This is a genomic window from Pseudomonas sp. MF09156, assembly GCF_059862305.1.
In genome coordinates this window covers 141669-166778 of record NZ_JCBCUR010000006.1, presented here as the reverse complement: position 1 = coordinate 166778, position 25110 = coordinate 141669, and the positions used below count along the sequence as shown (strand labels likewise).

The following is a 25110-nucleotide window of genomic DNA, read 5'->3' as shown; positions in this document are numbered from 1 at the left end:
GCAACATGGCTGCTCGATACGGCTGCGGGATGTGGCCTGAGACGTACCAAGTGATTGATTTGCGTACCTCCCAGAGGGTTGCCCCATGACCCGCCAGACCAAGCTGACCAAGGCCGCGCACGGGCGAGATTGCCAGGTCCGCCTGCCAGGTTGCCCAGGCGACACCGAAACCGTTGTGCTGGCCCATTACCGCCTGGCTGGGATTTGCGGAACGGGCATGAAGCCGCCTGACCTGATTGGGGCCTGGGCCTGCGAGTACTGCCACAGCCTGAGTGATGGCCGCACCAACCGAAACATCCTGGGCATGAGTTACGACGAGATCCGCCTCTACCACGCCGAGGCCGTCTTGCGGACTCAGGCTATTTTGATCAAAGAAGGAAAGGTGAGCGCTTGAGCACCCAAATCAAAACCCTGACGGTGAAGCTGTCGGATGCCGAGATTGCCCGCAATGCCAAGCTTGAGCATGTGCGCGACCTGCGGGACGCCGGCCACCCGGCGCTGCACTTTCGTTTCGCCAAGAATCGCACTCGCGGCTCCTGGTACCTGCTCAACAAGCGCAAATGGCATCGCATCGGCGGCTTTCCCGACCTGAATACCAAGCAGGTGATCGCCGCGCTGCCGGCGGTGCGCCTGCGGGTCGCTGCCGACGGCGCGGCCAGTGTTTCGGGCTGGGTAACCGTGGGTGAACTGCTCGATTGGTTCGGTGATCGCATGGCCAAGTCGCGTTCGCTTTCCGACAAGCGTCGGGCTGCGGGCAAGTCGGCTATCAGTTGCCAGCTCAAGCCGCGTTTGGACGATCTACTGCTGCGCGACGTGAGCGCCCAGACCCTCGACAAGCTGCTGATGTGGCCGGCCCAGGCTGAACTGTCGCTGTCCTACGTGCAGCAGCTGTACCGCCTGCTCGCGGTGGCGTTCCGTCAGGCCCGCAAGCTGGACCTGATCCCGGTCAACCCGATGGCGGAAATGAAGTTCGTCAACTTCACCACAGCGCGGATCCTGCCCAAGCCGGCGCGGTTGCGTGACGTGCAGTTGCATGACCTGGTGAGCCTGCTGGCCGAGCGATTCGACAGCGCGCCGGGTGACGCCATGCTGGCCTTGATGATGCTGTGCCACGGCACCCGGATCGGCGAGACCCGCCAGTCCCGGTGGGCCGATATCGCGCTGCCAGAGCGTGAGTGGTTCATCCCGGCAGAACACACCAAGACCAAGACCGAGCTGCGGGTGCCGCTGACCGATCAGGTGTGTTCGCTCCTACAGCTGTACCGCACCCGGCAAAACGCCCGGGGCTATGAGGGGCCGCTCCTGTTTCCGTCACGTCGGGGCAAGGCACTCAGCGACAACCAGGCGAGCGCGGTATTCACACGGTTAGGGCAGGGCACCTGGACCAGTCACGACCTGCGCAAGGTGGCCCGTACCGCGTGGACTGACCTCGGCGTCGACGGCCACATCGGCGAGATGCTGCTCAACCACTCGCTGGGCAAGATCGCCTCCACCTACATCAACACCCAGGCCAAGGAGCAGCGCCGCCTGGCCCTGGTGAAGTGGCACAACTGGTTAGATCAGCGTGGCTTCAAGGCGATCCACATGCAGACAGGCGTTAGATATGGAGATTCGCAAAACCTCGTAGACGCCTTGAACGGCGGGGCCTGCGAGCCAGAACCACAATTTGTTAAGGGCGAGGTTTAAAAATGATGAAAAAGCAGCATGGTCCCGCCCTGGTGCGCAGGTTGATACCGATGACTGAGTGCCCAGCATGTGCCGGGAAAGGTTTGATCGCCGGCCTTCTCCATGAGCTCGACTGTACCGGTTGCCACTCATCTGGGTTTGTCCATGCTCAAACATTGGAGCCGCTGAACATGGATGACCTAGTGGTTCAGCTGGGTCGTGTCGTTCGCCAGGCCCGGGGCAGGCTGGGCAGATCGCCGGCGATTGGTGGAGCCCAGGACCAGTACAACGAGAACAACCGCCGTGGCCCTGGTGCCACCAACTACACAGGGGACTGACCATGCCGATCTTGCTGAGTGACCAGGAAGGGTTCATTGCGGGCCTTCTTGCTGGTGTGTGGAATGAGTACTTAAAGCTTCCGGTCGAGCACCCAATGGAGCGCGACGAGTTCTGTCGGGCGATCCATGCTTGCCAGGACATGGTTTTGGCTCGGCCTGGCCGTCGGGCTTTCAATGCGCCCAAGGAGGGGTGATACATGGCTATGTATAAGGACGTGATGGGCACCCTGGTGCGGGTGCTTGCAGCAGACAACATTGACAACAGCACCAAGCAGTCCTGGCAGAAGCTGATCGACGCCGATCTGCGCCAGGGCGGCACAGGTAGCACGCTGTCGGTCCGGGACAAGTTCGATTACGACTGCTGCCTATACGCACTGCTGCATCGTCAGCTCGACCCGGCGCAGTGGGATGTGTTGGTGGCCAAGTACTCGACCCACAAAGCCAACAAGGTCGGCGCCATTGGCCGTCTGGTCGCTCGTATGGTTTCACCGGCGCCTCAACTGTTCGTCTATAAGGCACTGACTGCTTGGGCCATACCGAAGCTGAAGGGCGTGCAGGTTGGCAAGCGCTCCACCGATATGATCGTGCTGCCTGCCGAGTTCTACGACATGAACACTTGGGACTTGGCGGGCTCTCCTGAGCGCACACGCCGCAACTGGCGAGGCGGAATCCACAAACGTTTGGAGAAGCTCGAAGAGCAGGCTGTTATCCACGCGACCGAGATATTCGACAGCGAGCAAATCTTTGTAGATGCCGCTTGACCTGTTGGCCGACTGGCCGTAAATTAACCCCATCATGTCGATCTTGCGCGTTATGAGAGACGACACCAAAAGCCCAGCCATCGCTGGGCTTTTTGCTTTCTTCAGTTCATCGAGCCTCGGCATTTGCCGGGGCTTTTTCGTTTTCGGCTCCACCACGCCCATTGCTCCGAGCTGGGAGTGCTGCTGGAGCCGGACCTAATCGCCCCCCTGATCGGGGAGGATAGCGGATGCCTAACATGCCCGATAAGCCAGACACCTGGGTTCTTGTACTCGCGTGGCTGAGTCAGCACGCCCCGGCCTTTTACGCCGCAGGCTTTGCGATATCGATCTCTGCGCTGCGGATCATCTACGGCGGTGGCACACGCAAGGCGGCGTTCTTCGAGAGCCTGCTGTGTGGCTGCATCACGCTGTCGATGCTGTCTGGCCTCGAGCTGATCGGCATCCCGCAGTCAGCGGCCAGCTTGATCGGCGGCATGATCGGGTTGCTAGGCGTCGATAAGGTTCGCGCCTTTGCCGATCGGGTCACGGGCTTCAAGCTTCCAGGTAGGAGTTCTGATTGATGGCCAAGCTAACGATGCATAAGTCGCCTCTAAAGATGGCCACGAACCAAACCTTAAAGGTTCACGTCGTGGCTGACAGGCGAATCACGGGCCGCCGGCTCCAGGCGCGACGCCTAGCTGTGTGGCGACAAGACCCAACCTGCGCCGCCTGCGGCCGAGTGGTCAACTTCCCTGATGGTTTCGAGTTGGACCACAAGACTCCGCTATTCATGGGCGGTGAGGATGTCGAGGCGAACTGCCAGGTGCTCTGTGTGCGCTTCGAGTTGGTAGATGGTCAGCGCATCAAGAAGGGCTGCCACGCATCCAAGACCGTGGCTGAAGCATCCTGAACCCGGCTTGAGAAGCTGCACCGAAATGGTGCGGTATCGGGGCTTTGGCGTGCTACAAGGGGAGGGGAGGGGGTAAAACCTCAGGCCTCTTTTGCCCGGAAACCTCACCCTCTCCCATTCGTAGATTTTTTCCCCGTTAACAGGATCCGTTAACTATGGCGTTAACCGAACAAAAGCGCCGGTACGCCGAAGCGCGGCTGTCCGGTGAAGGCAAAAAGCAGGCGGCAATATCTGCTGGGTGCCCCGAAAAGACTGCATCGCAGGCGGCATCGCGGCTCGAAAAAGATCCTGAGGTTCAGGCTGCAATGGGGCGTGCGGTTGCTGTTAACTCGGCCAAAAAATCTGATCAGCCTGCAGCTGATCCAGATCCCTACATTCCAGCGGCAGCGGATGACCCTATCGACTTTCTAAAAGGGGTCATGAAGGACTTGGTAGCAGACCCCAAGCTTCGGATCGATGCTGCAAAAGCGTTGCTGCCCTACACCCACGGGAAGGTAGCGGAGCAAGGCAAGAAAGATCAGAAGGCCAATGCGGCCAAGAAAGCCTCGGCAGGCCGATTCGGCCAGGGTGCGCCACCAAGACTAGCGGTCGATAACACACGGTGATTTGAATGGAGTGGTCAACTGCTTGCCTTGACTGGGAAGCAAGGATCGTTGCCGGTCAGTCATTGGTGCCTATCAAGCCGCTCTTCCCGGAGGAGGCAGCAGCCGGCCTTGAGGTCATGCAGCAACTGCGCATCGTGGACGCTCCAGGTAGTCCAACCATTGGTGAAGCATGCGCGCCTTGGGTGTCAGACTTCGCCGGCTCTGTATTCGGCTCCTACAACCCAGACACAGGCCGGCGCGAGATCAAAGAGTTCGCCCTGGTCATCCCGAAGAAGAACTCCAAGTCCACTATCGCTGCTGCGATCATGTTGACGTTGCTGATCCGCAACTGGCGGCAATCGGCGGAGCTGATCATTCTGGCGCCAACCATTGAAGTAGCGCAAAACGCCTTTGCCCCGGCCAGAGACATGGTCAAGCACGATGAGGAGTTGGCCGATCTGCTCCATGTTCAAGAGCACATCAGGACTATCACCCATAGAGAGACGGGCGCAACGCTGAAGGTTGTAGCGGCTGACTCGAACACGGTCGGCGGCAAGAAGGCCAGTTTCATCCTGGTGGACGAGATTCACCTGTTCGGCAGCAATCACAATGCCGAGAACATGCTGCGCGAGGCAACCGGCGGTCTAGCCTCGCGGCCTGAGGGCTGCATCATTTACCTGACAACCCAGTCGGACAAGCCTCCGGCTGGGGTTTTCTTGCAAAAGCTGCAGTACGCCCGAGGCGTCCGGGACGGAAAGATTAAGGATCACCGCTTCTTGGCGGTGATCTACGAGTTCCCTCGCTCGATGATTGAGGCCGGCGAGCATCGCAAGCCAGAGAACTTTCATGTCGTAAACCCGAACCTCGGGTACTCAGTAGATCGCGAATACCTTGAGCGCGAATTGGCGAAGGCCGAAGAGTCTGGAGAGGAGTCGCTGCGCGGCTTCCTCTCAAAATTCCTCAACGTTGAGATCGGCCTGGCATTGATGTCGAGCCGCTGGGCCGGCGCGGAGTTCTGGGAGTCTCAGATCCGCAAGTGCGTCACGCTGGACTACATCCTCGAACGCAGCGAGGTGGTGACGATTGGCGTTGATGGGGGCGGTCTTGACGACTTGCTTGGCCTCGCCGTGCTTGGTCGTGATCGGGAAACCCGAGAGTGGTTGGCCTGGTGCCGGGCCTGGGCGCATCCATCGGTACTTGAGAGGCGGAAGGATATCGCTGCAAACCTCCACGACTACGCCCGAAGCGGTGATCTGGTGCTGGTTAAGCACATTGGCGATGACGTGGATGAAGTGGCGGACATTGTGGATCAGGTTGACGCCTCCGGCCTCCTGCATCAGGTGGGGCTAGATCCGGCTGGCATCGGGGCAATTCTCGAAGCGATCACCGCTCGCGGCGTCAGCCAGGAGAAGGTGGTCGGTGTCAGTCAGGGTTGGCGACTTGGTGGCGCGATCAAAACAACTGAGCGAAAGCTTGCCGAGGGCGGGCTTATTCATGCCGACCAGCCCTTGATGAATTGGTGCTGCGGTAACGCAAGGGTCGAGCCCAAGGGCAACTCAATTTTGATTACAAAACAGGCCAGCGGCTCGGCAAAGATCGACCCGCTCATGGCTCTGTTCTGTGCGGTTTCGATAATGGCAACGAACCCGAAAGTGGAAGGCACCCTTTCTGACCACATCATGAAACACGGACTAAGAACCCTATGACCGATGAAATTAAGGCGCCAAAGCTTGCTGCGCTGAAGGAAGCCTTGCCTGACGTTATCGGGATACTTGGGCTTGGCCTGCTGACCCGGGGTTTGTGGGCATGGATGGGCGAACCTCTGGCCCTGACTGTTTGCGGAGCGCTCCTGATCACCTTGTCTGTTGTCTCGATAGTGCGGGGTGACCGGTAATGCTGCGATCACTCCTTGGAAGAAAGAGCGCCCCGCAGGCCATCGATACGTCGGAGAAACTCGCGCAAGCTCTGGGCGCAGGATACGAAAGCAACTCAGGGCAGCGCGTCACCACGAATAGCGCGATGCAACAGTTGGTCGTGTTCAACTGCGTCCGAGTCTTGGCGGAGTCGATGGGGATGCTTCCTTGTCAGCTTCTCAAGAAAACAGATCGATTCAGGTTGCCCGCTACGAGCCACCGGCTTTACCCCCTAATCACCATGGCTCCTAACAGCTACATGACTGCTCAGGAGTTCTGGGAGTTGTTGGTGGCTTGTCTGTGTCTGCGAGGCAACTTCTACGCCTACAAGGTGACGGCGCTGGGGAATGTTGGTGAGCTGCTACCGCTGAACCCGGACATCGTCACACCAAAGCTAAAGGACGATTGGACGGTTGAGTACACGGTCAATTTCAAATCCGGTACACGAACGCTAACCCAGGATGAGATCTGGCACGTTCGGCTGTTCACGCTGGATGGGCTCAATGGGTTGAACCCGATTGCATATGCTCGTCAAGCCCTAGGCCTTGGCCAGGCGATGGACGCTCACGCCGCCAAACTCTTTACCAACGGCGCGGTAACCAGTGGCGTTCTACGGACTGAGCAGCAGCTTTCCGACGAGGCTTTCGGTCGACTCAAGACTGAGTTTCAGGGTGAGCACATGGGTGTGGCCAACGCATATAAGCCAATGATCTTGGAGATGGGGCTGGACTGGAAACCAATCAGTCTGAGCGCCCAAGACACCCAGTTCATCGAATCCAAAAAGCTGACGGAAGCGCAGATCTGCGGCTTGTTCCGTGTGCCGCCGCACCTAGTGGCCAGCATGGAAAAGATGACGCTCAACAACATTGAGCACATGGGCATGAGCTTTGTGAACTACTCACTTGTTCCGATCATGACCCGCATCGAGCACCGCATTCAGGTCGGCCTGCTCAATGAGAAAGACCGCCTGACGCACTACGCCAAGTTCAATGCCGGCGCGCTGATGCGTGGCGACCTGAAAGGGCGATACGAGGCATACGCCAAGGGGATTCAGTGGAGCATCTTGAGTGCCAACGAGTGCCGCGACCTTGAGGACATGAACCCGCGTGAAGGGGGAGATGTGTACCTCACCCCAATGAACATGACCACCAAACCAGAGGCTGCCGACGATGCAGACAAAACAGCGTCTTGACGTGCCGCTGACCCTTAAATCGGTCAGCGACAGCGGCGAGTTCGAGGGCTACGGGTCGGTGTTCGGCGTCGTGGACAGTTACAGCGATGTTGTTGTGCGCGGCGCATTCGCTGCCAGTTTGGCCAGATGGAAAGAGAAAGGCCGCCTGCCAGCGATGCTCTGGCAACACCAAATGAGCGAGCCGATCGGCGTCTACACCGAGATGCGCGAAGACGACGTGGGTCTCTACGTCAAAGGTCGACTGCTTGTCGATGATGACCCGCTGGCCAAGCGTGCGCACGGGCACATGAAAGCAAGAAGCCTTACCGGGCTGTCCATCGGCTACGTGCTCGAGGACGGCGGTTACGAATACGACAAGGAAAAGGGCATCTGGCTGCTGAAGGCTATCGACCTCTGGGAAGTTTCCCCGGTCACCTTCCCGGCCAACGACGAGGCCCGGATCACTGATGTGAAATCTCTGCTGGCCCGCGGCGAAACACCGCCGCCCAGCAAAGTGGAGCGAGCCCTTCGAGAGGTTGGGTTTTCTGGCTCCCAGGCCAAGGCCTTTATGGCCAAGGGCTACGGCGCAGTTTCACCGCGAGAGGCGGGTGCCGACGAAGCACTGCAATTCCTCAAAACCCTATCTGATCGAATGTAAGGAGCCTCTCATGGCTGTTGAAATTAAAGACGTACAAGACGTTGCCGAAGCATTGGGCAAGAAGTTCGACGAGTTCAAGGAAAAGAACGACAAGCGCATCGACGGTCTTGAAGCCGAAAAGGGCAAGCTGTCCGGCCAGGTCGATACCCTCAACGAAAAGCTGAGCGAGCTGGATGAGCTGAAAAGCAATCTGGAAAAAGAGCTGTTGTCCCTCAAGCGTCCAGACGGCACCGGCACCAAGGCTGCCAGTGAGCACAAAACTGCGTTCATGCAATTCGTGCGGAAGGGTGTCGACACCGGCCTTGGCGAGCTGCAGGCCAAAGCGTTGCAAATCGGTACCGAAGCTGACGGCGGTTATGCCGTGCCGGAAGAGCTGGATCGAAGCATCATCGAGTTGCTGAAAGACACTTCTCCGATGCGCCAGGTGTGCAATCAGATCACCGTAGGCTCCCCAGACTACAAGCGCCTGGTAAGTCTGGGCGGCGCCGGCTCTGGCTGGGTCGGCGAAACTGAGGCTCGCCCAGCGACTGGCACGCCGACCCTTGGGCAGATCGCCGCATTTATGGGTGAGCTCTACGCTAACCCCCAAGCTACCCAGACCAGCCTTGATGACATTTTCTTCGATGCCGAGGGTTGGCTCAACGACGAAGTGGCTCGCGAATTTTCGGAAAAGGAAGGGAGCGCATTCACCAGCGGTAATGGCGTCAATAAGCCGAAAGGTTACCTGGCGTACGAGCTGACCACCGAAGCCGACAAGGACCGAGCCTTCGGTAAATTACAGAAGCTGATTTCTGGCGCCGCTGCCGGCTTTACTGCCGACAACCTGATTGACCTGATTCACTCCTTGAAGGCTGGCTATCGTAAAAATGCCCTCTTCATGATGTCGAACCTTACCGTTGCCTATGTTCGGAAGCTGAAGGACGAGCGCGGTGATTACATCTGGCAGCCCGGTTTGACGCTCGGTCAACCGTCCACGCTCCTGAGCTACGGCGTAACAGAAAACGAGGATATGCCCGACCGCGCCGCAGACGCGAATGCAGTCTCCTTTGGTGACTTCAAGCGCGGCTATACCATCGTCGACCGTATCGGCACCCGCGTGCTGCGCGACCCCTACACCAACAAGCCGAACGTTGGCTTCTACACCACCAAGCGCGTCGGCGGCATGCTCGTCGACTCCCAGGCGATCAAGGTTCTGACCCTGAGCGCCGCCTGATTTGGTGGGCGCCTTCGGGCGCCCAGCCTGCCGGAGGATTTATGCCGATTATTCTTGTGAAGAAGCCGTTCCCATTCTCTGCGGACGGCAATCATGTGGTTGAGGTTCCTGCTGGCGAGCAGGAGGTCTCGGAGCGTTGCGCGCTGGTGGCGGTCGAGCACCTGGGGGTGGCGTCTTACCCCAATCAACTGGACGCCAATGGTCTGAAGCTGGATGGCCCGACCATTGCTGAGTTTTTAGCAGCCGGCTACCTGGCAGTGAATTACCCGCCCGAGGGTTACGCATCGCGCAGCTCTCAGGAAGAAATCGACGCTGCGATCGAGGCTCAGAAAGAAACCGATCCGCTGAAGATGAAGGTTCCCGACCTGAAGGTCTGGCTCACCGGCAAAGGGATTGAGTTCGATCCCTCCGCCAACAAAGAGGCACTTCAGGCGTTGGTGCCAAAGAGTGATTGATCTCCCCATCGTCAAGGCTCACTTACGGGTCGACCATGACGACGAGGATGCGCTGATTGAGGGCTACAGGGATGCAGCCCTCAGCGCGTTTGAGACCTGGACCAATCGCACGCTCGTCAGCCCAGAGACGGCCTTGCCAGAACCGGTCGGCAATGCGCTACGGATGAGCAAGTCTATCCAGCAGGGAGCGCTGCTGCTGATCGGTCATTGGTACAGCAGTCGCGAGACGGTGGTGATTGGAACGATCACTGCTGAGTTGCCTATGGCGACCAACGCGCTTTGGAAGCCTCATCGCTGGGTGAACATATGAGAGCCGGCCGAATGCGTCACCGCTGCATGCGGCGCGGCTACATCGAAGGCAAGGATGCCCTCGGCCAGCCCTCGAAGGTCTGGGGAGACCTGGGCAAGCTCTGGGCGGAGATCAGCATTCCCTCCGGGCGCATGTACGAAGCCGCGTCACAGATGCAGGTCACGGTCACCGCCGAGATCAACATCCGCTACTGCAAGGACGTGGTGGCGGGCCAGCACCTGGTGCATGACGGCACCACTTACGAAATCATCGCGCCGTTGGCCACCAACCAGCGGGACATGCTGAAACTCATGTGCAAAACGGTGAAGCCCAAATGAGCAACGGATCGCTGACAGTTCTAGGGCTTGGTGAGCTGCAGATTGACTTCGAGCGGCTGGCCAAGTCTGTCGGTAATAAGGTTGTCCGGGACGCTGTCATGGCCGGCGCCCGAGTTGCCCGGGACAAGGTGCGTGGCACTGCGCCTGTTCGCACCGGAAAGCTGAAGAAGAACATCGCGGCGGTACGTCTCAAGCAGGCTGATACACCGGGCGGCGCGACCGCCGGCATCCGTGTAAAGACGCCAGCCGGCAAACAATCCAAGGCGCTCAAGCGCCCTGGAAAGAATGGCCGCACCAGCAAAACCGAGTGGGATGCCCCGTTCTACTGGAAATTCCTGGAGCTTGGCACCTCGAAGATGCAGGCCCACCCCTTCATCCGGCCTGCATGGGACGGCAGCCTTCCTGAGATTGAGAAGGCTGTCGCTGACAAGTTGGCCGAAGGCATCGACAACGCCATCACCCGGTAAACCCAATGATCGAGCAATCCCTCATCGACAGGCTCACGCCTCTGGTCGACGGGCGCGTGTACTTCGGCGTTGCGCCAAAGGATGCCGCCCAGCCTCGCCTGGTTATTCAAACGGTAGGCGCCACCACCGGTTTCACGCTCGCCGGTTGGGACGGCTCCAGCGACCTGACAATCCAGCTCGACGCATGGGGTGAAAGTTTTCTCCAGGCGCTGACCCTTGCGGGCGAGGCCTTCACCGCGATGACCACGGATGGCGACGACTTCACTACCGGCAGCGCTGACCGCCTGGCGGACCTATTTGAAAGCGACACCAAACTTTTCAGCGTGAGCTGGGAATACACCCTGCAACCATAGGAGGCCACATGGCCGCTCAAAACCCAACGAAAGCGAAGTTCGTCAAAACGCAGGGCACGGCTCTCAGCGTTTCTAAAACCACCACCCTGGACCCCAAGGATGAGGCCCTGACCTGGGCCGATCTGTCAGTCACCATTAAGCAGCCTCAGTTCCAGGGCGGCCAGTCGGACGAAATTGAAACCACGGTGCTCGCCAGTGTGGCCAAGGAGTTCACCACGGGCCTGGCTGACAACGGCACCTTCAGCATGTCTGGCAACTGGAAGGCAGACGACGAAGCGCAGACCGTCCTGCGTACCGCGCGCGACGACGCCGAGCCTCGCGCCTTCAAGTCGGTGTTCAAGGATGGCACCTCCTCGACGTTCCTTGGCCTGGTCACCCAGTTCACCTGGGATGCTGCGCCGAACGGTACCGTGAACGGCACGTTTAACGTGCGTATCACTGGCGCCGTATCCTTCGATCTGCCGGGGGCTCCTTAATGGCCCGGGTTAAAGCCGGCGGCGTGGATCTTCGCTCCATGGCGCTGGACCCGATGCGCAACTTCAAACATGAGCGCCTGACCATCGAAGAATGGGACGGCGCGCAAGTGGTCGTTCGGGCGTTGAGTGCAGGTGACTGGGTTGAGTACCGTCGCCGCGCGTCGTTGGCGGTTGCAGAGGCGCGGCAGGATGCTGGTCTGCCTGTCCAGAACTCAGAAGCCGAGGATGCCGAAGGTGCACCGATTGAGCCTCGAGTAGAAATCCACTCTTCGCCGCTGTACGCGTTTGTCCTGGTGCGTGCGTTGCTCGATGAGAGCAATGCGCGAGTCTTCACGGATGACGACGTGCCAGCGGTCGCTGAGGCCTTCAGCCCGGTGCATGACCGCCTTGTCGGTAAGGTATTCGAGTTGAGCGGCGTTGCTGCTGGTGCCGGTGCAGAGGATCCGGTGGACGCAGCGGGAAACGGCTAAGGGAGGAGCCAGAGTTGGCCTTTATGCTGACTCTGGCCCTCCGGCTTGGCATGACGCTTCAGGATCTGCGCGAGCGGATGAGCGCTGAAGAGCTGTTTCTCTGGATGTCCTACAACCAGGAGTCGCCATTGAGCGATGCCCGTGGCGATATTCAGGCCTCAATCATCGCTGCGTCGGTGTTCCAGGCCCAGGGCGCCAAGGTTTCGGCTGTTGACCTCCTGCCGAAGTGGAAGGAAGAGCCAGAAATAGTCGTAGATGAGGCGGTCCAGGCCGAAGTGGGGGTCGAGATGTTCAAGGCTTTCCTGATGGTCAAGGCTGCTGAGGATTAGCTGTTTGGAGGGGCTGGTTTCTTTTTGTTGAGGGTCAAGTGGTAAAGTTTGATTTTTCGTCATGAGGTGTCCACGTGCTTAGGTACACGGAGTTTGATCGACAGAAGGTCAGGGATTTGCTTGATGAGCACGCTGCTGAAGTGAAGAGGAGCGAAAGGATTCTTGGCCATCCAGATGAGGCTTTGGCAAAGAACAATCAAGAGATTGAACGACTCAGAAAGATCATGAGTGACTCGGAAAGAGCAATCTTTGATGAGCTCATTGATTCGGAATTGCAGATTGATCAACAAAAAGCCCGGGAAAACTTAATCATCTCTCGACATGAACATAGGCAGATAGAAACTGAGTTCAAGGTCATGCAGGAGCAAGAGACCCGAGAGAGAGAAAATGGTCTGAGGATCACTGCGTATTTCGTCTCAATCGTTCTCGGGGTTCTAATTTTGTTATTCCTTTTTCGATAGCTTCAAATCAAACCACTAACCCGCTTTGGCGGGTTTTTTAATGCCTGGAGAAAAGCATGGCAGGGCAAACCCTTCGCTCCCTGGTGGTAAGCGTTTCCGCCGAGACCAGTGCCTATCAGCGCGAGATGGCGAGGGCTGGCCGTATGGGGCAGAGCTACCTTCGGACCATAACGTCAGGCAACAGGGACGCCACCACATCGTGGCGATCTCAGGAGGCAGCTGTACGCGCTCAGGGCACGGCGATGCAATCGCTTACATCCACGGTTGGGAGTTATGCGGCGGCAATGGCTGGCGCTCTGGCCGTCGGCAATGTCATCCATCAGGCTGACGCCTGGAACCAAGTCAATGCCCGGCTTAAGCAAGCGACAACCAGCACTGAAGATTTCGCAGTCAGTCAGAAATCATTGTTTGATCTCAGCCAGAGGACTGGTACTTCGTTCGCCGATAATGCCGGTCTGTTTAGTCGATCGGCATCGTCGATGCGTGAGTATGGGTATTCCACGTCGGATGTGTTGGGGGTTACGGAAGCTCTTTCTGTTGGCCTTCAGGTGTCGGGGGCGAGCTCCGTTGAAGCTTCATCTGCTATTACTCAGTTTGCTCAGGCACTGGCTCAGGGTGTCCTGAGGGGCGAGGAGTTCAACTCTATTGCTGATAGCGGTGATCGCGTCCTTCGAGCGCTTGCTTCAGGAATGGGCGTTGCAAGAAGCGAACTTAAAGCCATGGCTGATAAGGGGCTTATCACTATCGATAAGCTTGTCCCGGCCCTGATCAGCCAGCTCGGCGTGCTAAACGACGAGTTTGGTAAAATGCCACCATCCGTCAGTAGATCGACCACGGCTCTGACAAATGCTTTTCAGGCATGGATTGGAGGGGCTGACTCGGCAACCGGAAGTACTGCAGTTTTATCGGGCGCGATTGATCTTGTCGCCAAGAACATGGACGTGCTGGCCGCGTCAGCTCTAACTGCCGGTGCTGCGTATGTTGGCTTGAAGTCTGGTGAGCTGATTAAGGGGTTGCGTGACCAGGTCAGCGCCTTGCGCGATGCTCGCTCCGCAGAGATTGGCCGGACCAGCGCTCAGCTTGATGCGGCAACCGCCGCCGCACGTCGCACTGCTGCCGAGGTGGTTGCCGCAGAATCTCAGGTTGCGGCGACCAGGTTCACGGATGCTCATACTGCCGCGCTCAGCCGTCTGCGGCTAGCCAGGCTGGCGGATACGCAGGCGACAGCCGCGCAAACCGCTGCACAAGCAGCTCAAACAGCTGCTACATCGCTGGCTGGGCGTGCCGGATCAGCGCTTCTTGGGATCATGGGCGGCCCGGTCGGGCTGGCTGTTACTGCCGGCGCAGTAGCTGCCAGCTACCTGTTGTTTCGCGACAACAGCGATAAGGCCCGGCAGGCCACCGTCGACCTCAAGCGCCCGGTAGAAGAACTGCGCAAGGAGTTCGCTGAGCTCGGCAAAGAACAGGCCCGCTACAAACTGGACGGCGTTATCCAGCAGCAGGCTGACGCTCAGGTGGCGGCACAGAAAGCGCTGCGAGAGATTCGCGCCGCAGCCCAGGGCAATGACAAGTGGGGCGACACTTACACCGCCACTCCAGTTCAGCGGGATCGGGCAGTGACCGACTTCAATCGTCGGATAGCTGGTGGCCAGGACATTGACTCAGCAAGCCAGCAGTTGGTCACGGCTATTGGCCCCAACAAGGAAATGACGAAGGCCATCAACGAGTCGGCTTCTGCATATGGCGAAGCAATCAAGGCCTCTGGTGACTATGGCGACGTTGCCAATATGCTCACGGCGCGCCTGAACGATGTTGCAGTAGCCGCTGGCCAGGCCGGCGTAAGTCTCAAGAAGATTGAAGGCCCCGACCCGAAAATAATTGCGGGCTGGGACAGCTACACCAAAACGCTCGTTGAAAGACTGAATGCTGCTCGCGACGGCGGCGACCCGATGGGTGAGCTCAATCGGAAAATACAGCGGGAAGGTGTAGACCCAGGGGTGGCTCAAGGCTGGCGCATTCTGTTGACCGCTGAGCAAGCTGCTAAGGATGCAGCAAAGGCTACAGAGGAGGCCCAGCAGAAGGCGAAAAAAGCTGGCGAAGAGGCTCAGCGCCAAACAGAACAGTTGACCAATGCATACAAACAAACCCTGGCAAATCTCACCCAGCAGGTTGCCCTGTACGGTGAGACCACGGAGCTGGGGCGCCTTCGGTACGACCTTACTACTGGTGAGCTTTCCAAGCTGACCGAAAAAAACAAGGTCATGCTTGAAGGCAAGGCTATTGAGTTGGACGCGCTTAATGCCCGAAAAGCCTATGACGGCTTGATGGCTGGACTGCAAACGAAAGAGCAGGCACTGCTAGCCACCACGAAAGAACGGATGCAGGTGCTGGAAACAGCCAATCGAGCAGGGAAGCTCAGCTCGGACGACTACCGCGCCGGTGCTGATGCAATCTCGAAAGCCACTGTTACCGAGGCGCCGGAGTTCGGCGGCATCGATTCGTCGGTGGGTGGTCCTTCCGGCGAGCTGGTCAAGATCGCTGAAGCTGAGGCAGCACTCAAGAAGTGGCACGACAAGCAGTTGGCGATGCAAGCCGATCTGCGCGACCAGATCCTGGCGGACCAGCAAAGCACCAACGAGCAGAAGTTGGCCGCCGAGCAGCAGTATCTGGACCGTGTTGCCGAAATTAACAAGACGAACCAGTCACGCCTGTCTGATATCCAGGGGGCGTACAAGGTTGCAGTGATCGGCACCTTCAGCGAGCTTTCGGGTCAGGCCGCCGACATGGTCGGCAAGATCGCTAGCGAGCAGTCCGGCGCCTACAAGGCTCTGTTCGTGGCGCAAAAGGCGTTTGCAGTTGCGTCGATCATCATGAACGCCCAGATCGCGGCAGCGAAGGCGCCGGCGGAACTGACCATTCTGGGCGGCATCCCTGTCGGAGCGGCGCTGCTTGCGGCCGGCTATGCCAATGCGGGCATGGTTGCCGGCATGGCCTTGGTCGGTTTCTCGGAGGGCGGTTACACAGGGCCGGGCGGCAAGTTCGAGCCCAAGGGGGTCGTCCACGGCGGTGAAGTGGTGATCCGCAAGGAAGTGGTCGACCAGCCCGGAATGAAGGATTACCTGATAGGCCTAAACCGCAGCGGTAAGCCTGGCTATGCCAGCGGCGGGTTCGTCGGCAGCCCGGGCATCTCGCCTGCGTTCACCGCACCCTCTGTTGCTGGCGGCGCAGGCACTGGAGCTGCTCCGGAGATTCACCTGCATATCAATGGTGATGGCTCTGGCGGTGCTGTCAACGCGCCGGAGGGCTATGAGCAGATGGGGCTGGCGCTGTTGGCCACTGCCCGATCAGAGATGCCGAAGATCGCCCGGCAGGTGATACAGCAGGAGAAGGGCCAAAACGGCCTGCTCGATCCAAACAATCGGAGAAACAGCTGATGGCAGAGGTATTCACCTGGTCGCCACGGGTTGGTGCGTCTGGTGATGACCAGACCGACACCCTCGAATCGAAGTTTGGCAACGGCTACAGCCAGCGGCTTTCGGTCGGGATCAACAACGTCGCCGGATCCTATGCAGTGTCTTTCACTGGTGGTGAGGCCTACATCAAACCGATTCGGGAGTTTTTCAAGCGGCACAAGGGGGCAAATCACTTTCTGTGGACGCCGCCCATGGAGGTGCAGGGCGCTTACAAAACCACTGGGGGCTGGCAGCTGCAAACCCATGGCAAGAAGAAATACACCCTGAGCACCACCTTCCAGCAGGTATTCAGCCCATGATCACCTTGGACAACCAGAAGCTCGAACCGGGCGCGATTATCCAACTGATCGAGTTGGATGGTGAGGCGCGGGGCATGGGCATCTTGCGCTACCACGCTCACCAGCAGTCGACCCCGATCATCTGGAAGGGCGAGGTCTACCTGCCCAGGCCGTACGAAACGGGCGGCTTTGGCCGCAGCGTCGAAGGCAACAATTCAACGCCCATGCTGAAGATCAGCAACATCGACGGCACCATCACTGCGCTGTGTCGCCAGTTCCAGGGGATGAGCGGGGTCAAGCTGACGGTGCGGCAGACCTATGCCAAATACCTGGACGCCGCGAACTTCCCCGAAGGCAATCCCACGGCCAGCGCTATGGAAAAGCTGGATATCTCCTACATCAACCAGGTGACCAGCTTGGGGCGGCAGGAAGTAGTTTTCACTCTGGCGCCGCCGACGGCGGTTAAGGGCCAGCGCCTGCCCGGCGGCTTGATCATGAACCGCTGCGAGTGGTGCCTGTGGGGCGAGTATCGCGGCCCCGACTGCAACTACACCGGCATCAAGATGTTCGACCTCGACGGCAACCCCGTTGACGATCCGGCGCTGGACCGCTGCGGCGGGCGCGTGAGCGATTGTGAAATACGTCATGGCCGGGGCAACCCTCTGCCATTTGGTGGTGCGCCGGGCGCTTCGCTTATTGGATAGGCAACCATGAATAAAACGATGCTGAAACAGATCCAGGCCCACGCCGCTGCTGAGTTTCCCAAGGAGAGCTGTGGCGTGGTGATCCGCGAGGCGGGGCGCCTCAAGTACGTCCCGTGCCGCAATGATGCCAAGACCCCGAGCGAGCACTTCATCATCAACCCTGGCGACAAGTGCGACGCAGAGGATCGAGGCGAAGTGACAATGATCATTCACAGCCACCCCGACGTACCGCCCATGCCGAGCATGGCCGACCGTGTCAGCTGTGAGTTGCACGAAAAGCCCTGGGGCATTGTGAGCTGGCCGTCTGGGGAGTATTTCGAGTTCAAGCCCTGTGGGTATCAGGCGCCCTTGGTCGGGCGAGAGTTCGGTCATGGCCTGCTGGACTGCTATGCCCTGTGCCGCGACTACTACGAGCGCGAGCATGGTATTGAGCTGCCGAACTACCCGCGCCGGGACGGCTGGTGGAACGACGGTGAAAGCCTCTACGAAAAGTACTACGAGGATGCTGGGTTCTACCCGGTCTCGATGCCGCGCAAGGGCGACATGATTGTCATGCAGATCAATGCCGCTGCACCGAACCACGCCGGCATCTATCTGGGCGACGGCCTGCTGTCCAGCGATCCGGATTTACACCCGGCCCCGGGCACCTTCCTGCATCACCGCTACAACAAGAAATCCACCCGCGACGTTTACGGCGGCATGTGGGCCGACTACACCGTGCTGATTCTTCGGCACCAACGAGTGCCGGAGGTTGACTGATGGCCATGAGAACAACGGTTCGCCCGCAGCCTCTGGTGGTGCTGGTGATGCTCTACGGCGTGCTGGGTGCCCGGTTCGGGCGCGTGCATCACCTGGCCGTCGCCTCTTGTGCGGAGGCCGTCCACGCCTTGTGCGTGAAAATCCCGGGCTTCAAACGCTTTCTGAGGTTCTCCGAAGAGCGCGGCCTGACCTATGCGGTATTTCGTGGCAAGCAGAACCTCGGTGAAAACGAGATCGAGATGCGCCAGGACACCGTTGAGCCTATCCGCATTGCGCCAATCGTGATCGGCAGCAAGGGCGGCGGCCTGTTCGCCACCATTGCCGGCCTGGCCCTTGTGGTAATTGGGGCGATTACCCAGCAGTACTACCTGGTGGCAGCGGGCGCTGGCCTGATGATTGGTGGTATCGCCATGAGCATGTCGCCTTCGCCGATGGGCGTGCTGGATAAGGAGGGCGATGGCAACAGGCCCTCCTATGCATTCGGCGGCGCGGTTACCACGATGGCTCAAGGCCGTTGCAAGCCACTGCTCTACGGTGAGCGCGATATCGGCGGCTCCCTCATCTCGGCCGGCATCTTCTCGGAAGACCAGCAGTAAGGAAAAACTATGTCCAAGACCGCAACAGCGCCCGCTACCAAGCGCCGGCGCCGGCCTGCTGCTGCCCGCATTATGGGCGGCAAGGGTGGCGAGAAGAAGCCATACACCCCATACAAGGCGCCAGATAGCGCGCTGTCGGTAGCCACGGTCAAGCTGCTTTATGCCTTGAGCGAGGGGCCGATTGTTGGGCCGGTGGACGACAAGCGGTCGATTAAGCTCAACGGTACACCCCTGATTTCGCCGGACGGGAGCGAGAACTTCCCGGGCACTATCTGGGATTTTCGCCCGGGCACCGTGGACCAAGAGCATATCGCTGGCTTCCCGGCTATCGAAAACGAGGCCTCACAAGGCCTGCCGGTTGAGCTGAAGTCGGACAACGCCTGGACGCGCGCCATTACCGATCAGCAGTTGTCGGCGGTTCGTATCCGTCTGTCCTGGCCGCAGATCTGGCAGGTAAAGACCAACGGTGACCAGATCGGTTATCGCATTGATTACGCCATCGACCTATCCGTCGATGGGGGTAGTTATCAGACCGTTGTATCGGCCACGCTGGACGATAAGGGCACCACGGAGTACGAGCGCACCCACCGGATTGACTTGCCGGAAGGTTTCACCAGCGCGCTTGTGCGTGTTCGCCGGCTCACGCCGAACCGCAATGACTCAAACTTCGCCGATCTCATGCGGGTCAAGGGCCTGACCGAGGTCATCGACAAAAAGCTACGTTATCCAAACCTGGCCCTGGGCGGCCTGCAGTTTGACGCCAAGCAATTCCAGGACACGCCGAAGGCCAGCTTCCTGATGCGGGGCCGGATCGTCCAAGTTCCCACCAACTATGACCCGCAAAGCCGCACCTACACCGGGGATTGGAACGGCACGTTCAAGCTGGCCTACACCAACAACCCTGTTTGGGTTTGGCGCGACCTGTTGTTGCACCGCCGTTATGGCCTGGGCCGTCGCATCACTGCTGACATGGTCGATCACTGGACGCTCTACGAGATCGGTCGTTACTGCGATGTGATGGTGTCCGATGGCAAGGGCGGCTTGCAGCCCCGTATGACGACCAACGTTTACATCCAGGATTCGATAGAGGGCTACGCGCTGCTGTCGGACTTGGCCAGCGTGTTTCGTGGCAGCAGCTGCTGGAACGGATCCAAGGTCACCATGGTGGCTGACATCCCGGGCAATGAAGACGGCTATGTTTTCACCCGCTCGAACATCATCGGTGAATTTGAATACGTCGCTGCTGCGTACCCTGACCGACACACCCGGGCCAAGGTGGCCTGGGACAACCCAGAGAACGAGTTCAAGACTCAGCCGGCCCCTGTTACCAATGACGAACTGATCGGTTCGCTTGGCCACCGGATGCTCGATATCTCCCGCTTCGCCTGCACCGTCGAGGGCGAGGCGATCCGTCACGGGGTCTGGGCGCTGAAGTCCGAGCAGTACGAAGAGTGGTCTGTCAGCTTCACTACCGGCATGGAAGGCCAAAACGTTGAGCCTGGGCAGATTATCTGCGTGGCTGATGAGATGTTCTCGGGGCGGCCGAATGGCGGGCGCATCAGTGCGGCCACCAGGCGCGTCATCACCTTGGATATCGATGCCGAGGTGCATGAAGAGGACCGGTTGATCCTGAACCTGCCAAGCGGCAAGTCAGAGGGGCGAATCGTCAAGTCGGTATCGGGCCGCCTGGTCACCGTGATGGCGGACTATTCTGAGCTGCCTGAGCCTGAGTGCAGCTGGTCCGTGGAAAGCGCTGACCTGGCTGTGATGCGCTTTCGAGTGCAGACCATCGAGCCTCAAGGCTTGCACCAGTTCAAGATCGCCGCGACTCAGCACGAACCGTTGAAGTTTCCGGCCATCGACACCGGCGCCCGGATTGATCCGCAGCCCACCAGCGTTCTACCGCCGGGTGTCATGTCGCCGCCGGCGAACATCACCCTGGAGGCGCGCAGCGTCGTGTCGCAGGGCATTGCTGTCACCGGCATGCGCATCACATGGGACGCTGTTCCTGGGGCGACTGCGTACAACGTGGAGTGGCGCAAGGACAGCGGGAACTGGGTGCGCCTGCCGCGTACCGGAAACCTTGGCGCGGAGGTAGAAAACATCTACAGCGGGCGTTATGTCGCCCGGGTGAGTTCGGCTAACGCTATGGATGTGACCTCAATCTGGGGTAGTAGTCCAGAGGTCGAGTTGACCGGCAAGGTCGGCTTGCCGCCGGCGGTTGCGTTCCTGACCACCACCAGCCTGGTCTACGGCATCGGCATCCAGTGGGGTTTTCCACCAGGTGCAGAGGACACCCAGCGAACGGAGGTCTGGTATAGCGAGTCTGCCGATCTGGAGACCGCCAAGAAGCTGAGCGACTTCAGCTACCCGCAGGCCACGCACGAAATGCACAGCCTGCTGGCGGGTGCGAGCCTGTTCTTCTGGGCGCGCCTGGTGGACCGGACCGGCAACGTTGGCCCGTTCTTCCCGATCCCTGGTGCGGTAAATGGCCAGGCCAGCTCGGACCAGACCGAGTACGAAAAGTACTTCGCCGACAAGATCGGCAAGGGCGCGCTGTATCCAAGCCTGCGAGAAGAGATCGACCTGATTTCGGGGGACGGCGACGGGTCGGTCAACGAACGGCTGAAAGAGGCCAAGGCAGAACTGGAGGGGTTGCTGGGACAGATCACCGGGGCAGAGCCATACGACCCGGCGAAGCCATACGGCGCCGGCGCATTCACGCAAAAGGATGGCCACCTGTACCAGGCGATTGGCCCGGTACCGGCCGGCGAAGCACCGCCAAACCCGCTGTACTGGAAGGACATCGGCACGATCCTGCAAACCACCAACGCGCTGGCCCAGCAGGTTCAACTGGTCACCAGCATGATCGAGGAGATCGAGGGCCAGGTGGTGGCCACCGCGACATCGGTTGAGGCGCTGCGCTCGGCCGCCCGCGGCGATGATGGTGCGGGCGACTTGGCTGACGCGGTGAAAGGGTGGCAGTCGACGGCTGATCTCGGGATTGAGAAGCGCACACGGGCGTCAGAAAGCGATGCAATGGCGCGGCAACTGACCACGCTCAACGCCAGGGTCGGGGCGAACCAGTCCGAGCTGACCGTGCTGGAGGAGGTGGTGGCCACCAACAAGCAGACGGCAGCCACTCAACTGACGCAGCTCAAAAGCGACCTGGAGCTGACCGAACAGAAGGTAGCCGGCAATGCCCAGGCCATCACCGGCCTCGACACCAAGGTCACCAACCTCGACGGTAAGGTCACGTCTCAAGCGTCCAGCAATGAGGCGCTGCGGGCTTCGGTGCGCGGCGATGATGGTTCTGGCGATCTTGCCGGCGCGATCAAGGCCTGGGAGTCGACAACCAGCTTTGAGGTCGAGAAGAAGGTGCAGGCTACTGCGACTGAGGCGCTGGCCAAGAGGACAGAGACCCTGCAGTCGAGCATCGGCCAGACCAGTGCATCTGTGCAGGCCGTCAGCGAGACCGTGGTCCAGCTCGACGGCAAGGTGTCTGCCCAGACCACCATGAAGGCTCAAACCATTGTGGATGGTCGGAAGGTTGTTACTGGGCTGGCGTTTGGTTCGGATGGTGAACAGTCGGAGTTCCTGATCTTCGCGCAGCGCTTTGCAGTCGTGAACGAGATCGACGGAACAGTTATCCCGATGTTTGTGGTCCAGAACAATCAGGTTGTGTTCAACACCGCGATCATCAGCAAGGCGCTCATCCAGGAGATCATCCTGGGCATGACGCTACGATCTGAGGATGTCGACTCCAGAGGTCGGCCATTGCTGGAGATCAACGTTAAGTCAGGCACATTCGCACTTCGTGGCGATGGTACTGGCGGATCGATTCTGCTCAATAACAACGGCCTTGCTGTGTATGACGGTAATGACGTGCGTCGGACTATGACCGGCAATCTAAGGCTTTGACTTGGTTGAAGTTGCAGGGGAGGTGTGGGCATGGACTTTGGTTTAAGTGTGTTTGACGCTAACGGCGTTAAAACATTAGGTATGGAGGATTTCACCCTGCAGAAGTTGGCGGTGTTGATAGTCCCGGCGGCAACTGGTGGCGGAAGAGGTTCTAACTATGAGTACATCCTTATGGATGTTCCAGGCTATGACCCCGCCACCTGCTTTGTCACGATCACTCCCAAAGTTTACGCGCCGTATGATCAGCCTGGTTACCCTGATACTTGGGGTGGCTTACCGACTTACACAAACTTGGGCGGGACAAGAATTGCGATTTACACACAAATCAATTACCGCGAGCCGGACGGTGGTGGTGGCGGGAAAAACCGCGAGATGTGGACGCGCAATGTTGTGGAGAGCGTCGTAGAAGTGGTCAAGGTAAATTGATATGGATGACTACGGTTTTGTCGCTGTAAACGATCACGGATCTGTCAGCATCAGCAGCGTGTACAAAGTACTGGTGTTCTCCGAACGAGGGCAGTTCAGAATCCAGTCTCGCTACACTGACAAGGAAGGCAAAGGGCAGTTTACCTTTGCCAAACCTATTCGCACCGTGGAACCGCCCCAAATATTTTTGAGGACGATATCGGCATCACACGCCAGCCTTGGGCTGTATACCTCCATTGAAGGATCTTCCGGTAACTGGACCGGGTTTCATGTCACATCAGCAGTTCGGGGCGGAAGCGTGTTGCAAGACTATTTAATGGAGTTTGTGTCTTGCAAGTATTCCGACCAAAGCAGCTCATCTGAATACGGACTTGAAGTGCGCGATGCGCAAAACCGGATCATGTTTGTGTCCAGTGATAGGGTTGTTCGTTATGGGAAGTTTTCAAAGAATTGGACGGTAGGCAGAGGACGTTTCGTAGATATCTACTACAGCGATGTAACGGTAGATGCTGACGACTTTATAAGCGTGTCGAGCCTTGATCGAGGAATAATGTGGTTTGCAAACGACTCAAAATATGCGGGCATCACAATTTTAGAGGGTGGGGTTCCGGTGTTGCAGATCTTTAATCAGAGGCACTACCTAGAACGATTTTATTGGCAAGGCTCAGATGGTTTTTGTCTAAGCATTCCCGTCTGCAAGTTTCCAATAGAACGTTACTACAACTAATTTCAAGTGCTGATGTGGGCACTCAACTGGAGAAACCTATGGCTTCTTGGTTTTCAGAAGGGACTGTGAGCGTGCAGAACGGGAGCCCGACAGTAACGGGCGTTGGCACCAAGTTCTCGAACTGCCGTGCCGGGGATATGTTCGTCGGCCCTGACCAGGGCATCTATCAAGTGATCAACCCTGCAAGCGATACCTCGTTGTCGATCTCCCCGGCATACCGTGGTGCGGCCGTTGGCGGCGCCGGGTACGGGATCGTGCCTGTCAATGGCTATCCCAAAGCCCTGGCCGACGCAGTGAACCAAATGGTTCAGCAGTGGGGCGCAACGCTCGCGGGCCTGGGTGATGTGTCCACTCAGGATGTTGTGCCGGTGGCCATGGGCGGTACTGGTGGCAGAAACCAGGCTGAGGGGCGCTCGGGCCTGGGGCTGGGTACTGCGGCAACAGCGACCGTGACCGTGGGTAATAGCGACACTACGGGTGGCCGTGTGTTGAAAGTCGGGGATTTTGGAGTTGGCGCAGATAGCGTAGTGATCGCCGACTGGAACGAGGCATACGACAATCTCGGCGGAGCATTCATTGCTGGGAATGCGGCATATCCAGGCGGTACCGGAGAAGCGATCAATGCAACCGGCATAAGCCTGAGGCGTGCTGGTCGTGTAGGTGCCCAGTTGATGGTTTACAACGGCGACAACCAACTTCTGTTCCGCTCTGCCTACAACGGGTTTCTCCCCTGGGTGCGTGTTTACCACACCGGCAACACCACCCGCATGGCCGACAACACACTAAGAGCGATCTGATCATGGCAAGAGCAGCAATTAACGTTACTGGCGCGGGTGAAAAGTTTGATTTCGTCTCGCTTGGCGGGGCGGATGTGACCTGTTCTCGCAAGGACGTGGGCGTCTACTGCGTCACCGGCACGCAGGGCATGGTCCCATTTCCGCCCATCGATCAGGGCTGGGGCTACGGGCTCCACCCAGCAGACAGCCCCGCCGAGGCGAACATCTCGTTTGAGGACGGCCTACTCACGGTCACTGTGACCAAAGAGGGCGAGCCGTACGATTTGAAGGTCATGATCACGCTGCACATCCTGGTGCCGGATCTTCCCCCACAGGAAGAGCTGCCGCCGCCGGCGCTGGATCCTGTGGTGGCTGCACAAACCCAGATCGCGCACCTGCGAGCCGAGGCGGATTACGCAATCGCGCCACTTCAGGACGCGGTCGATATCGACGAAGGGACCGAGGCAGAGCTGGCGACCCTCAAGGCCTGGAAGAAATACCGCGTGGCCCTGAATCGCGTGCCTGATCAGGAAGGCTACCCGCTCGCTATTGATTGGCCCGCCGCGCCGTAGCATCGGCGCCGTAGTCGACCACACCCGCCATTGAGCGGGTTTATTTTT

General features: G+C 58.9%; 30 protein-coding genes. All 30 read left to right on the top strand.

Translation table 11 applies throughout. The features are described 5' to 3' along the window. Window positions 1–85: 85 nt before the first annotated feature. The 30 genes from AC19YY_RS16440 (at window position 86) to AC19YY_RS16295 (ending at window position 25062) form a co-directional block, all read left to right on the top strand. Entirely contained in the window at window positions 86–394 is a 309-nt protein-coding gene (locus AC19YY_RS16440; protein ID WP_500604531.1) for a DUF1364 domain-containing protein, read from the top strand. Then, window positions 391–1686 carry a tyrosine-type recombinase/integrase gene (locus AC19YY_RS16435; RefSeq protein WP_500604530.1) on the top strand — a complete coding sequence of 432 codons (1296 nt, stop codon included), beginning with the start codon at window positions 391–393 and terminating at the stop codon, window positions 1684–1686. The genes AC19YY_RS16440 and AC19YY_RS16435 overlap by 4 nt, the downstream gene beginning before the upstream one ends. A 514-nt stretch (window positions 1687–2200) precedes the next feature. Next, complete coding sequence (locus tag AC19YY_RS16430; protein WP_169872141.1) at window positions 2201–2764, top strand: hypothetical protein; 564 nt, start codon at window positions 2201–2203, stop codon at window positions 2762–2764. Between the two features lie 227 nt (window positions 2765–2991). Then, window positions 2992–3324 (top strand): phage holin, lambda family, encoded by a 333-nt coding sequence (locus tag AC19YY_RS16425; RefSeq protein WP_169901843.1) that lies wholly within the window; start codon window positions 2992–2994, stop codon window positions 3322–3324. 119 nt (window positions 3325–3443) lie between these two features. Beyond that, window positions 3444–3653 (top strand): HNH endonuclease, encoded by a 210-nt coding sequence (locus tag AC19YY_RS16420; RefSeq protein ID WP_229752169.1) that lies wholly within the window; start codon window positions 3444–3446, stop codon window positions 3651–3653. Window positions 3654–3808: 155 nt separating this feature from the next. Beyond that, on the top strand, window positions 3809–4258 hold the full coding sequence (locus AC19YY_RS16415; RefSeq protein WP_186765955.1) for a terminase small subunit: 450 nt from the start codon (window positions 3809–3811) through the stop codon (window positions 4256–4258). 5 nt (window positions 4259–4263) lie between these two features. After that, window positions 4264–5943, top strand: a complete 1680-nt coding sequence (locus AC19YY_RS16410) for a terminase large subunit (RefSeq protein WP_080520370.1) — start codon at window positions 4264–4266, stop codon at window positions 5941–5943. Further along, entirely contained in the window at window positions 5940–6131 is a 192-nt protein-coding gene (locus AC19YY_RS16405) for a hypothetical protein (protein ID WP_080520369.1), read from the top strand. Before AC19YY_RS16410 ends, AC19YY_RS16405 begins: the two co-directional genes overlap by 4 nt. After that, complete coding sequence (locus AC19YY_RS16400) at window positions 6131–7342, top strand: phage portal protein (RefSeq protein WP_500604529.1); 1212 nt, start codon at window positions 6131–6133, stop codon at window positions 7340–7342. Before AC19YY_RS16405 ends, AC19YY_RS16400 begins: the two co-directional genes overlap by 1 nt. After that, window positions 7320–7979: an HK97 family phage prohead protease gene (locus tag AC19YY_RS16395; protein ID WP_092239167.1), complete on the top strand. Its 660-nt coding sequence runs from the start codon at window positions 7320–7322 to the stop codon at window positions 7977–7979. The genes AC19YY_RS16400 and AC19YY_RS16395 overlap by 23 nt, the downstream gene beginning before the upstream one ends. Window positions 7980–7989: 10 nt before the next feature. Continuing rightward, entirely contained in the window at window positions 7990–9192 is a 1203-nt protein-coding gene (locus AC19YY_RS16390; RefSeq protein WP_500604528.1) for a phage major capsid protein, read from the top strand. A 41-nt stretch (window positions 9193–9233) separates the two neighbouring features. Next, window positions 9234–9647 carry a HeH/LEM domain-containing protein gene (locus AC19YY_RS16385; protein WP_282405306.1) on the top strand — a complete coding sequence of 138 codons (414 nt, stop codon included), beginning with the start codon at window positions 9234–9236 and terminating at the stop codon, window positions 9645–9647. Continuing rightward, window positions 9640–9957, top strand: coding sequence for a head-tail connector protein (locus AC19YY_RS16380; protein WP_282405307.1), 318 nt, complete (start codon window positions 9640–9642; stop codon window positions 9955–9957). Before AC19YY_RS16385 ends, AC19YY_RS16380 begins: the two co-directional genes overlap by 8 nt. Before the next feature lie 11 nt (window positions 9958–9968). Then, complete coding sequence (locus tag AC19YY_RS16375; protein WP_500604527.1) at window positions 9969–10274, top strand: phage head closure protein; 306 nt, start codon at window positions 9969–9971, stop codon at window positions 10272–10274. Beyond that, window positions 10271–10741 carry an HK97-gp10 family putative phage morphogenesis protein gene (locus AC19YY_RS16370; RefSeq protein ID WP_500604526.1) on the top strand — a complete coding sequence of 157 codons (471 nt, stop codon included), beginning with the start codon at window positions 10271–10273 and terminating at the stop codon, window positions 10739–10741. The genes AC19YY_RS16375 and AC19YY_RS16370 overlap by 4 nt, the downstream gene beginning before the upstream one ends. A 5-nt stretch (window positions 10742–10746) precedes the next feature. After that, window positions 10747–11094, top strand: a complete 348-nt coding sequence (gene gp17, locus AC19YY_RS16365) for a tail completion protein gp17 (protein WP_500604525.1) — start codon at window positions 10747–10749, stop codon at window positions 11092–11094. A gap of 8 nt (window positions 11095–11102) precedes the next feature. Further along, entirely contained in the window at window positions 11103–11570 is a 468-nt protein-coding gene (locus AC19YY_RS16360; protein WP_092239178.1) for a phage tail protein, read from the top strand. 23 nt (window positions 11571–11593) lie between these two features. After that, entirely contained in the window at window positions 11594–12040 is a 447-nt protein-coding gene (locus tag AC19YY_RS16355) for a phage tail assembly chaperone (protein WP_500604524.1), read from the top strand. 23 nt (window positions 12041–12063) lie between these two features. Beyond that, entirely contained in the window at window positions 12064–12369 is a 306-nt protein-coding gene (locus tag AC19YY_RS16350; protein WP_463990068.1) for a phage tail assembly protein T, read from the top strand. Between the two features lie 116 nt (window positions 12370–12485). Then, window positions 12486–12830, top strand: coding sequence for a hypothetical protein (locus AC19YY_RS16345; protein WP_463990069.1), 345 nt, complete (start codon window positions 12486–12488; stop codon window positions 12828–12830). Window positions 12831–12886: 56 nt separating this feature from the next. Then, a complete protein-coding gene (locus AC19YY_RS16340) occupies window positions 12887–16264 on the top strand; it encodes a tape measure protein (RefSeq protein ID WP_500604523.1) in 3378 nt (1125 codons plus the stop codon). After that, on the top strand, window positions 16264–16602 hold the full coding sequence (locus AC19YY_RS16335) for a phage tail protein (RefSeq protein WP_463990071.1): 339 nt from the start codon (window positions 16264–16266) through the stop codon (window positions 16600–16602). Before AC19YY_RS16340 ends, AC19YY_RS16335 begins: the two co-directional genes overlap by 1 nt. Continuing rightward, the gene (locus tag AC19YY_RS16330; RefSeq protein WP_463990072.1) at window positions 16599–17285 is read left to right on the top strand and encodes a phage minor tail protein L; all 687 of its coding nucleotides are present in this window, start codon (window positions 16599–16601) and stop codon (window positions 17283–17285) included. Before AC19YY_RS16335 ends, AC19YY_RS16330 begins: the two co-directional genes overlap by 4 nt. Before the next feature lie 6 nt (window positions 17286–17291). Next, a complete protein-coding gene (locus AC19YY_RS16325) occupies window positions 17292–18044 on the top strand; it encodes a C40 family peptidase (protein ID WP_456134291.1) in 753 nt (250 codons plus the stop codon). Next, the gene (locus AC19YY_RS16320) at window positions 18044–18640 is read left to right on the top strand and encodes a tail assembly protein (protein WP_238353741.1); all 597 of its coding nucleotides are present in this window, start codon (window positions 18044–18046) and stop codon (window positions 18638–18640) included. The genes AC19YY_RS16325 and AC19YY_RS16320 overlap by 1 nt, the downstream gene beginning before the upstream one ends. A gap of 9 nt (window positions 18641–18649) precedes the next feature. Further along, entirely contained in the window at window positions 18650–22561 is a 3912-nt protein-coding gene (locus AC19YY_RS16315) for a TipJ family phage tail tip protein (RefSeq protein WP_500604522.1), read from the top strand. A gap of 30 nt (window positions 22562–22591) precedes the next feature. After that, window positions 22592–22987 carry a hypothetical protein gene (locus AC19YY_RS16310; RefSeq protein ID WP_092236114.1) on the top strand — a complete coding sequence of 132 codons (396 nt, stop codon included), beginning with the start codon at window positions 22592–22594 and terminating at the stop codon, window positions 22985–22987. 1 nt (window position 22988) lies between these two features. Then, window positions 22989–23714 (top strand): hypothetical protein, encoded by a 726-nt coding sequence (locus AC19YY_RS16305; RefSeq protein ID WP_397470011.1) that lies wholly within the window; start codon window positions 22989–22991, stop codon window positions 23712–23714. 38 nt (window positions 23715–23752) lie between these two features. Further along, window positions 23753–24511 (top strand): hypothetical protein, encoded by a 759-nt coding sequence (locus AC19YY_RS16300; protein ID WP_500604521.1) that lies wholly within the window; start codon window positions 23753–23755, stop codon window positions 24509–24511. A gap of 2 nt (window positions 24512–24513) precedes the next feature. Then, window positions 24514–25062 (top strand): tail fiber assembly protein, encoded by a 549-nt coding sequence (locus AC19YY_RS16295; RefSeq protein WP_115127800.1) that lies wholly within the window; start codon window positions 24514–24516, stop codon window positions 25060–25062. Window positions 25063–25110: the final 48 nt, after the last annotated feature.

Coding starts and splice junctions, on each gene's coding strand:
- AC19YY_RS16385 (WP_282405306.1), top strand. CDS start 9,234: ATGCCGATTATTCTTGTGAAGAAGCCGTTCCCATTCTCTGCGGACGGC.
- AC19YY_RS16300 (WP_500604521.1), top strand. CDS start 23,753: ATGGCTTCTTGGTTTTCAGAAGGGACTGTGAGCGTGCAGAACGGGAGC.
- AC19YY_RS16375 (WP_500604527.1), top strand. CDS start 9,969: ATGCGTCACCGCTGCATGCGGCGCGGCTACATCGAAGGCAAGGATGCC.
- AC19YY_RS16360 (WP_092239178.1), top strand. CDS start 11,103: ATGGCCGCTCAAAACCCAACGAAAGCGAAGTTCGTCAAAACGCAGGGC.
- AC19YY_RS16350 (WP_463990068.1), top strand. CDS start 12,064: ATGCTGACTCTGGCCCTCCGGCTTGGCATGACGCTTCAGGATCTGCGC.
- AC19YY_RS16400 (WP_500604529.1), top strand. CDS start 6,131: ATGCTGCGATCACTCCTTGGAAGAAAGAGCGCCCCGCAGGCCATCGAT.
- AC19YY_RS16310 (WP_092236114.1), top strand. CDS start 22,592: ATGGACTTTGGTTTAAGTGTGTTTGACGCTAACGGCGTTAAAACATTA.
- AC19YY_RS16415 (WP_186765955.1), top strand. CDS start 3,809: ATGGCGTTAACCGAACAAAAGCGCCGGTACGCCGAAGCGCGGCTGTCC.
- AC19YY_RS16315 (WP_500604522.1), top strand. CDS start 18,650: ATGTCCAAGACCGCAACAGCGCCCGCTACCAAGCGCCGGCGCCGGCCT.
- AC19YY_RS16370 (WP_500604526.1), top strand. CDS start 10,271: ATGAGCAACGGATCGCTGACAGTTCTAGGGCTTGGTGAGCTGCAGATT.
- AC19YY_RS16440 (WP_500604531.1), top strand. CDS start 86: ATGACCCGCCAGACCAAGCTGACCAAGGCCGCGCACGGGCGAGATTGC.
- AC19YY_RS16325 (WP_456134291.1), top strand. CDS start 17,292: ATGAATAAAACGATGCTGAAACAGATCCAGGCCCACGCCGCTGCTGAG.
- AC19YY_RS16295 (WP_115127800.1), top strand. CDS start 24,514: ATGGCAAGAGCAGCAATTAACGTTACTGGCGCGGGTGAAAAGTTTGAT.
- AC19YY_RS16330 (WP_463990072.1), top strand. CDS start 16,599: ATGATCACCTTGGACAACCAGAAGCTCGAACCGGGCGCGATTATCCAA.
- AC19YY_RS16410 (WP_080520370.1), top strand. CDS start 4,264: ATGGAGTGGTCAACTGCTTGCCTTGACTGGGAAGCAAGGATCGTTGCC.
- AC19YY_RS16430 (WP_169872141.1), top strand. CDS start 2,201: ATGGCTATGTATAAGGACGTGATGGGCACCCTGGTGCGGGTGCTTGCA.
- AC19YY_RS16395 (WP_092239167.1), top strand. CDS start 7,320: ATGCAGACAAAACAGCGTCTTGACGTGCCGCTGACCCTTAAATCGGTC.
- AC19YY_RS16320 (WP_238353741.1), top strand. CDS start 18,044: ATGGCCATGAGAACAACGGTTCGCCCGCAGCCTCTGGTGGTGCTGGTG.
- gp17 (WP_500604525.1), top strand. CDS start 10,747: ATGATCGAGCAATCCCTCATCGACAGGCTCACGCCTCTGGTCGACGGG.
- AC19YY_RS16425 (WP_169901843.1), top strand. CDS start 2,992: ATGCCTAACATGCCCGATAAGCCAGACACCTGGGTTCTTGTACTCGCG.
- AC19YY_RS16340 (WP_500604523.1), top strand. CDS start 12,887: ATGGCAGGGCAAACCCTTCGCTCCCTGGTGGTAAGCGTTTCCGCCGAG.
- AC19YY_RS16305 (WP_397470011.1), top strand. CDS start 22,989: ATGGATGACTACGGTTTTGTCGCTGTAAACGATCACGGATCTGTCAGC.
- AC19YY_RS16405 (WP_080520369.1), top strand. CDS start 5,940: ATGACCGATGAAATTAAGGCGCCAAAGCTTGCTGCGCTGAAGGAAGCC.
- AC19YY_RS16335 (WP_463990071.1), top strand. CDS start 16,264: ATGGCAGAGGTATTCACCTGGTCGCCACGGGTTGGTGCGTCTGGTGAT.
- AC19YY_RS16390 (WP_500604528.1), top strand. CDS start 7,990: ATGGCTGTTGAAATTAAAGACGTACAAGACGTTGCCGAAGCATTGGGC.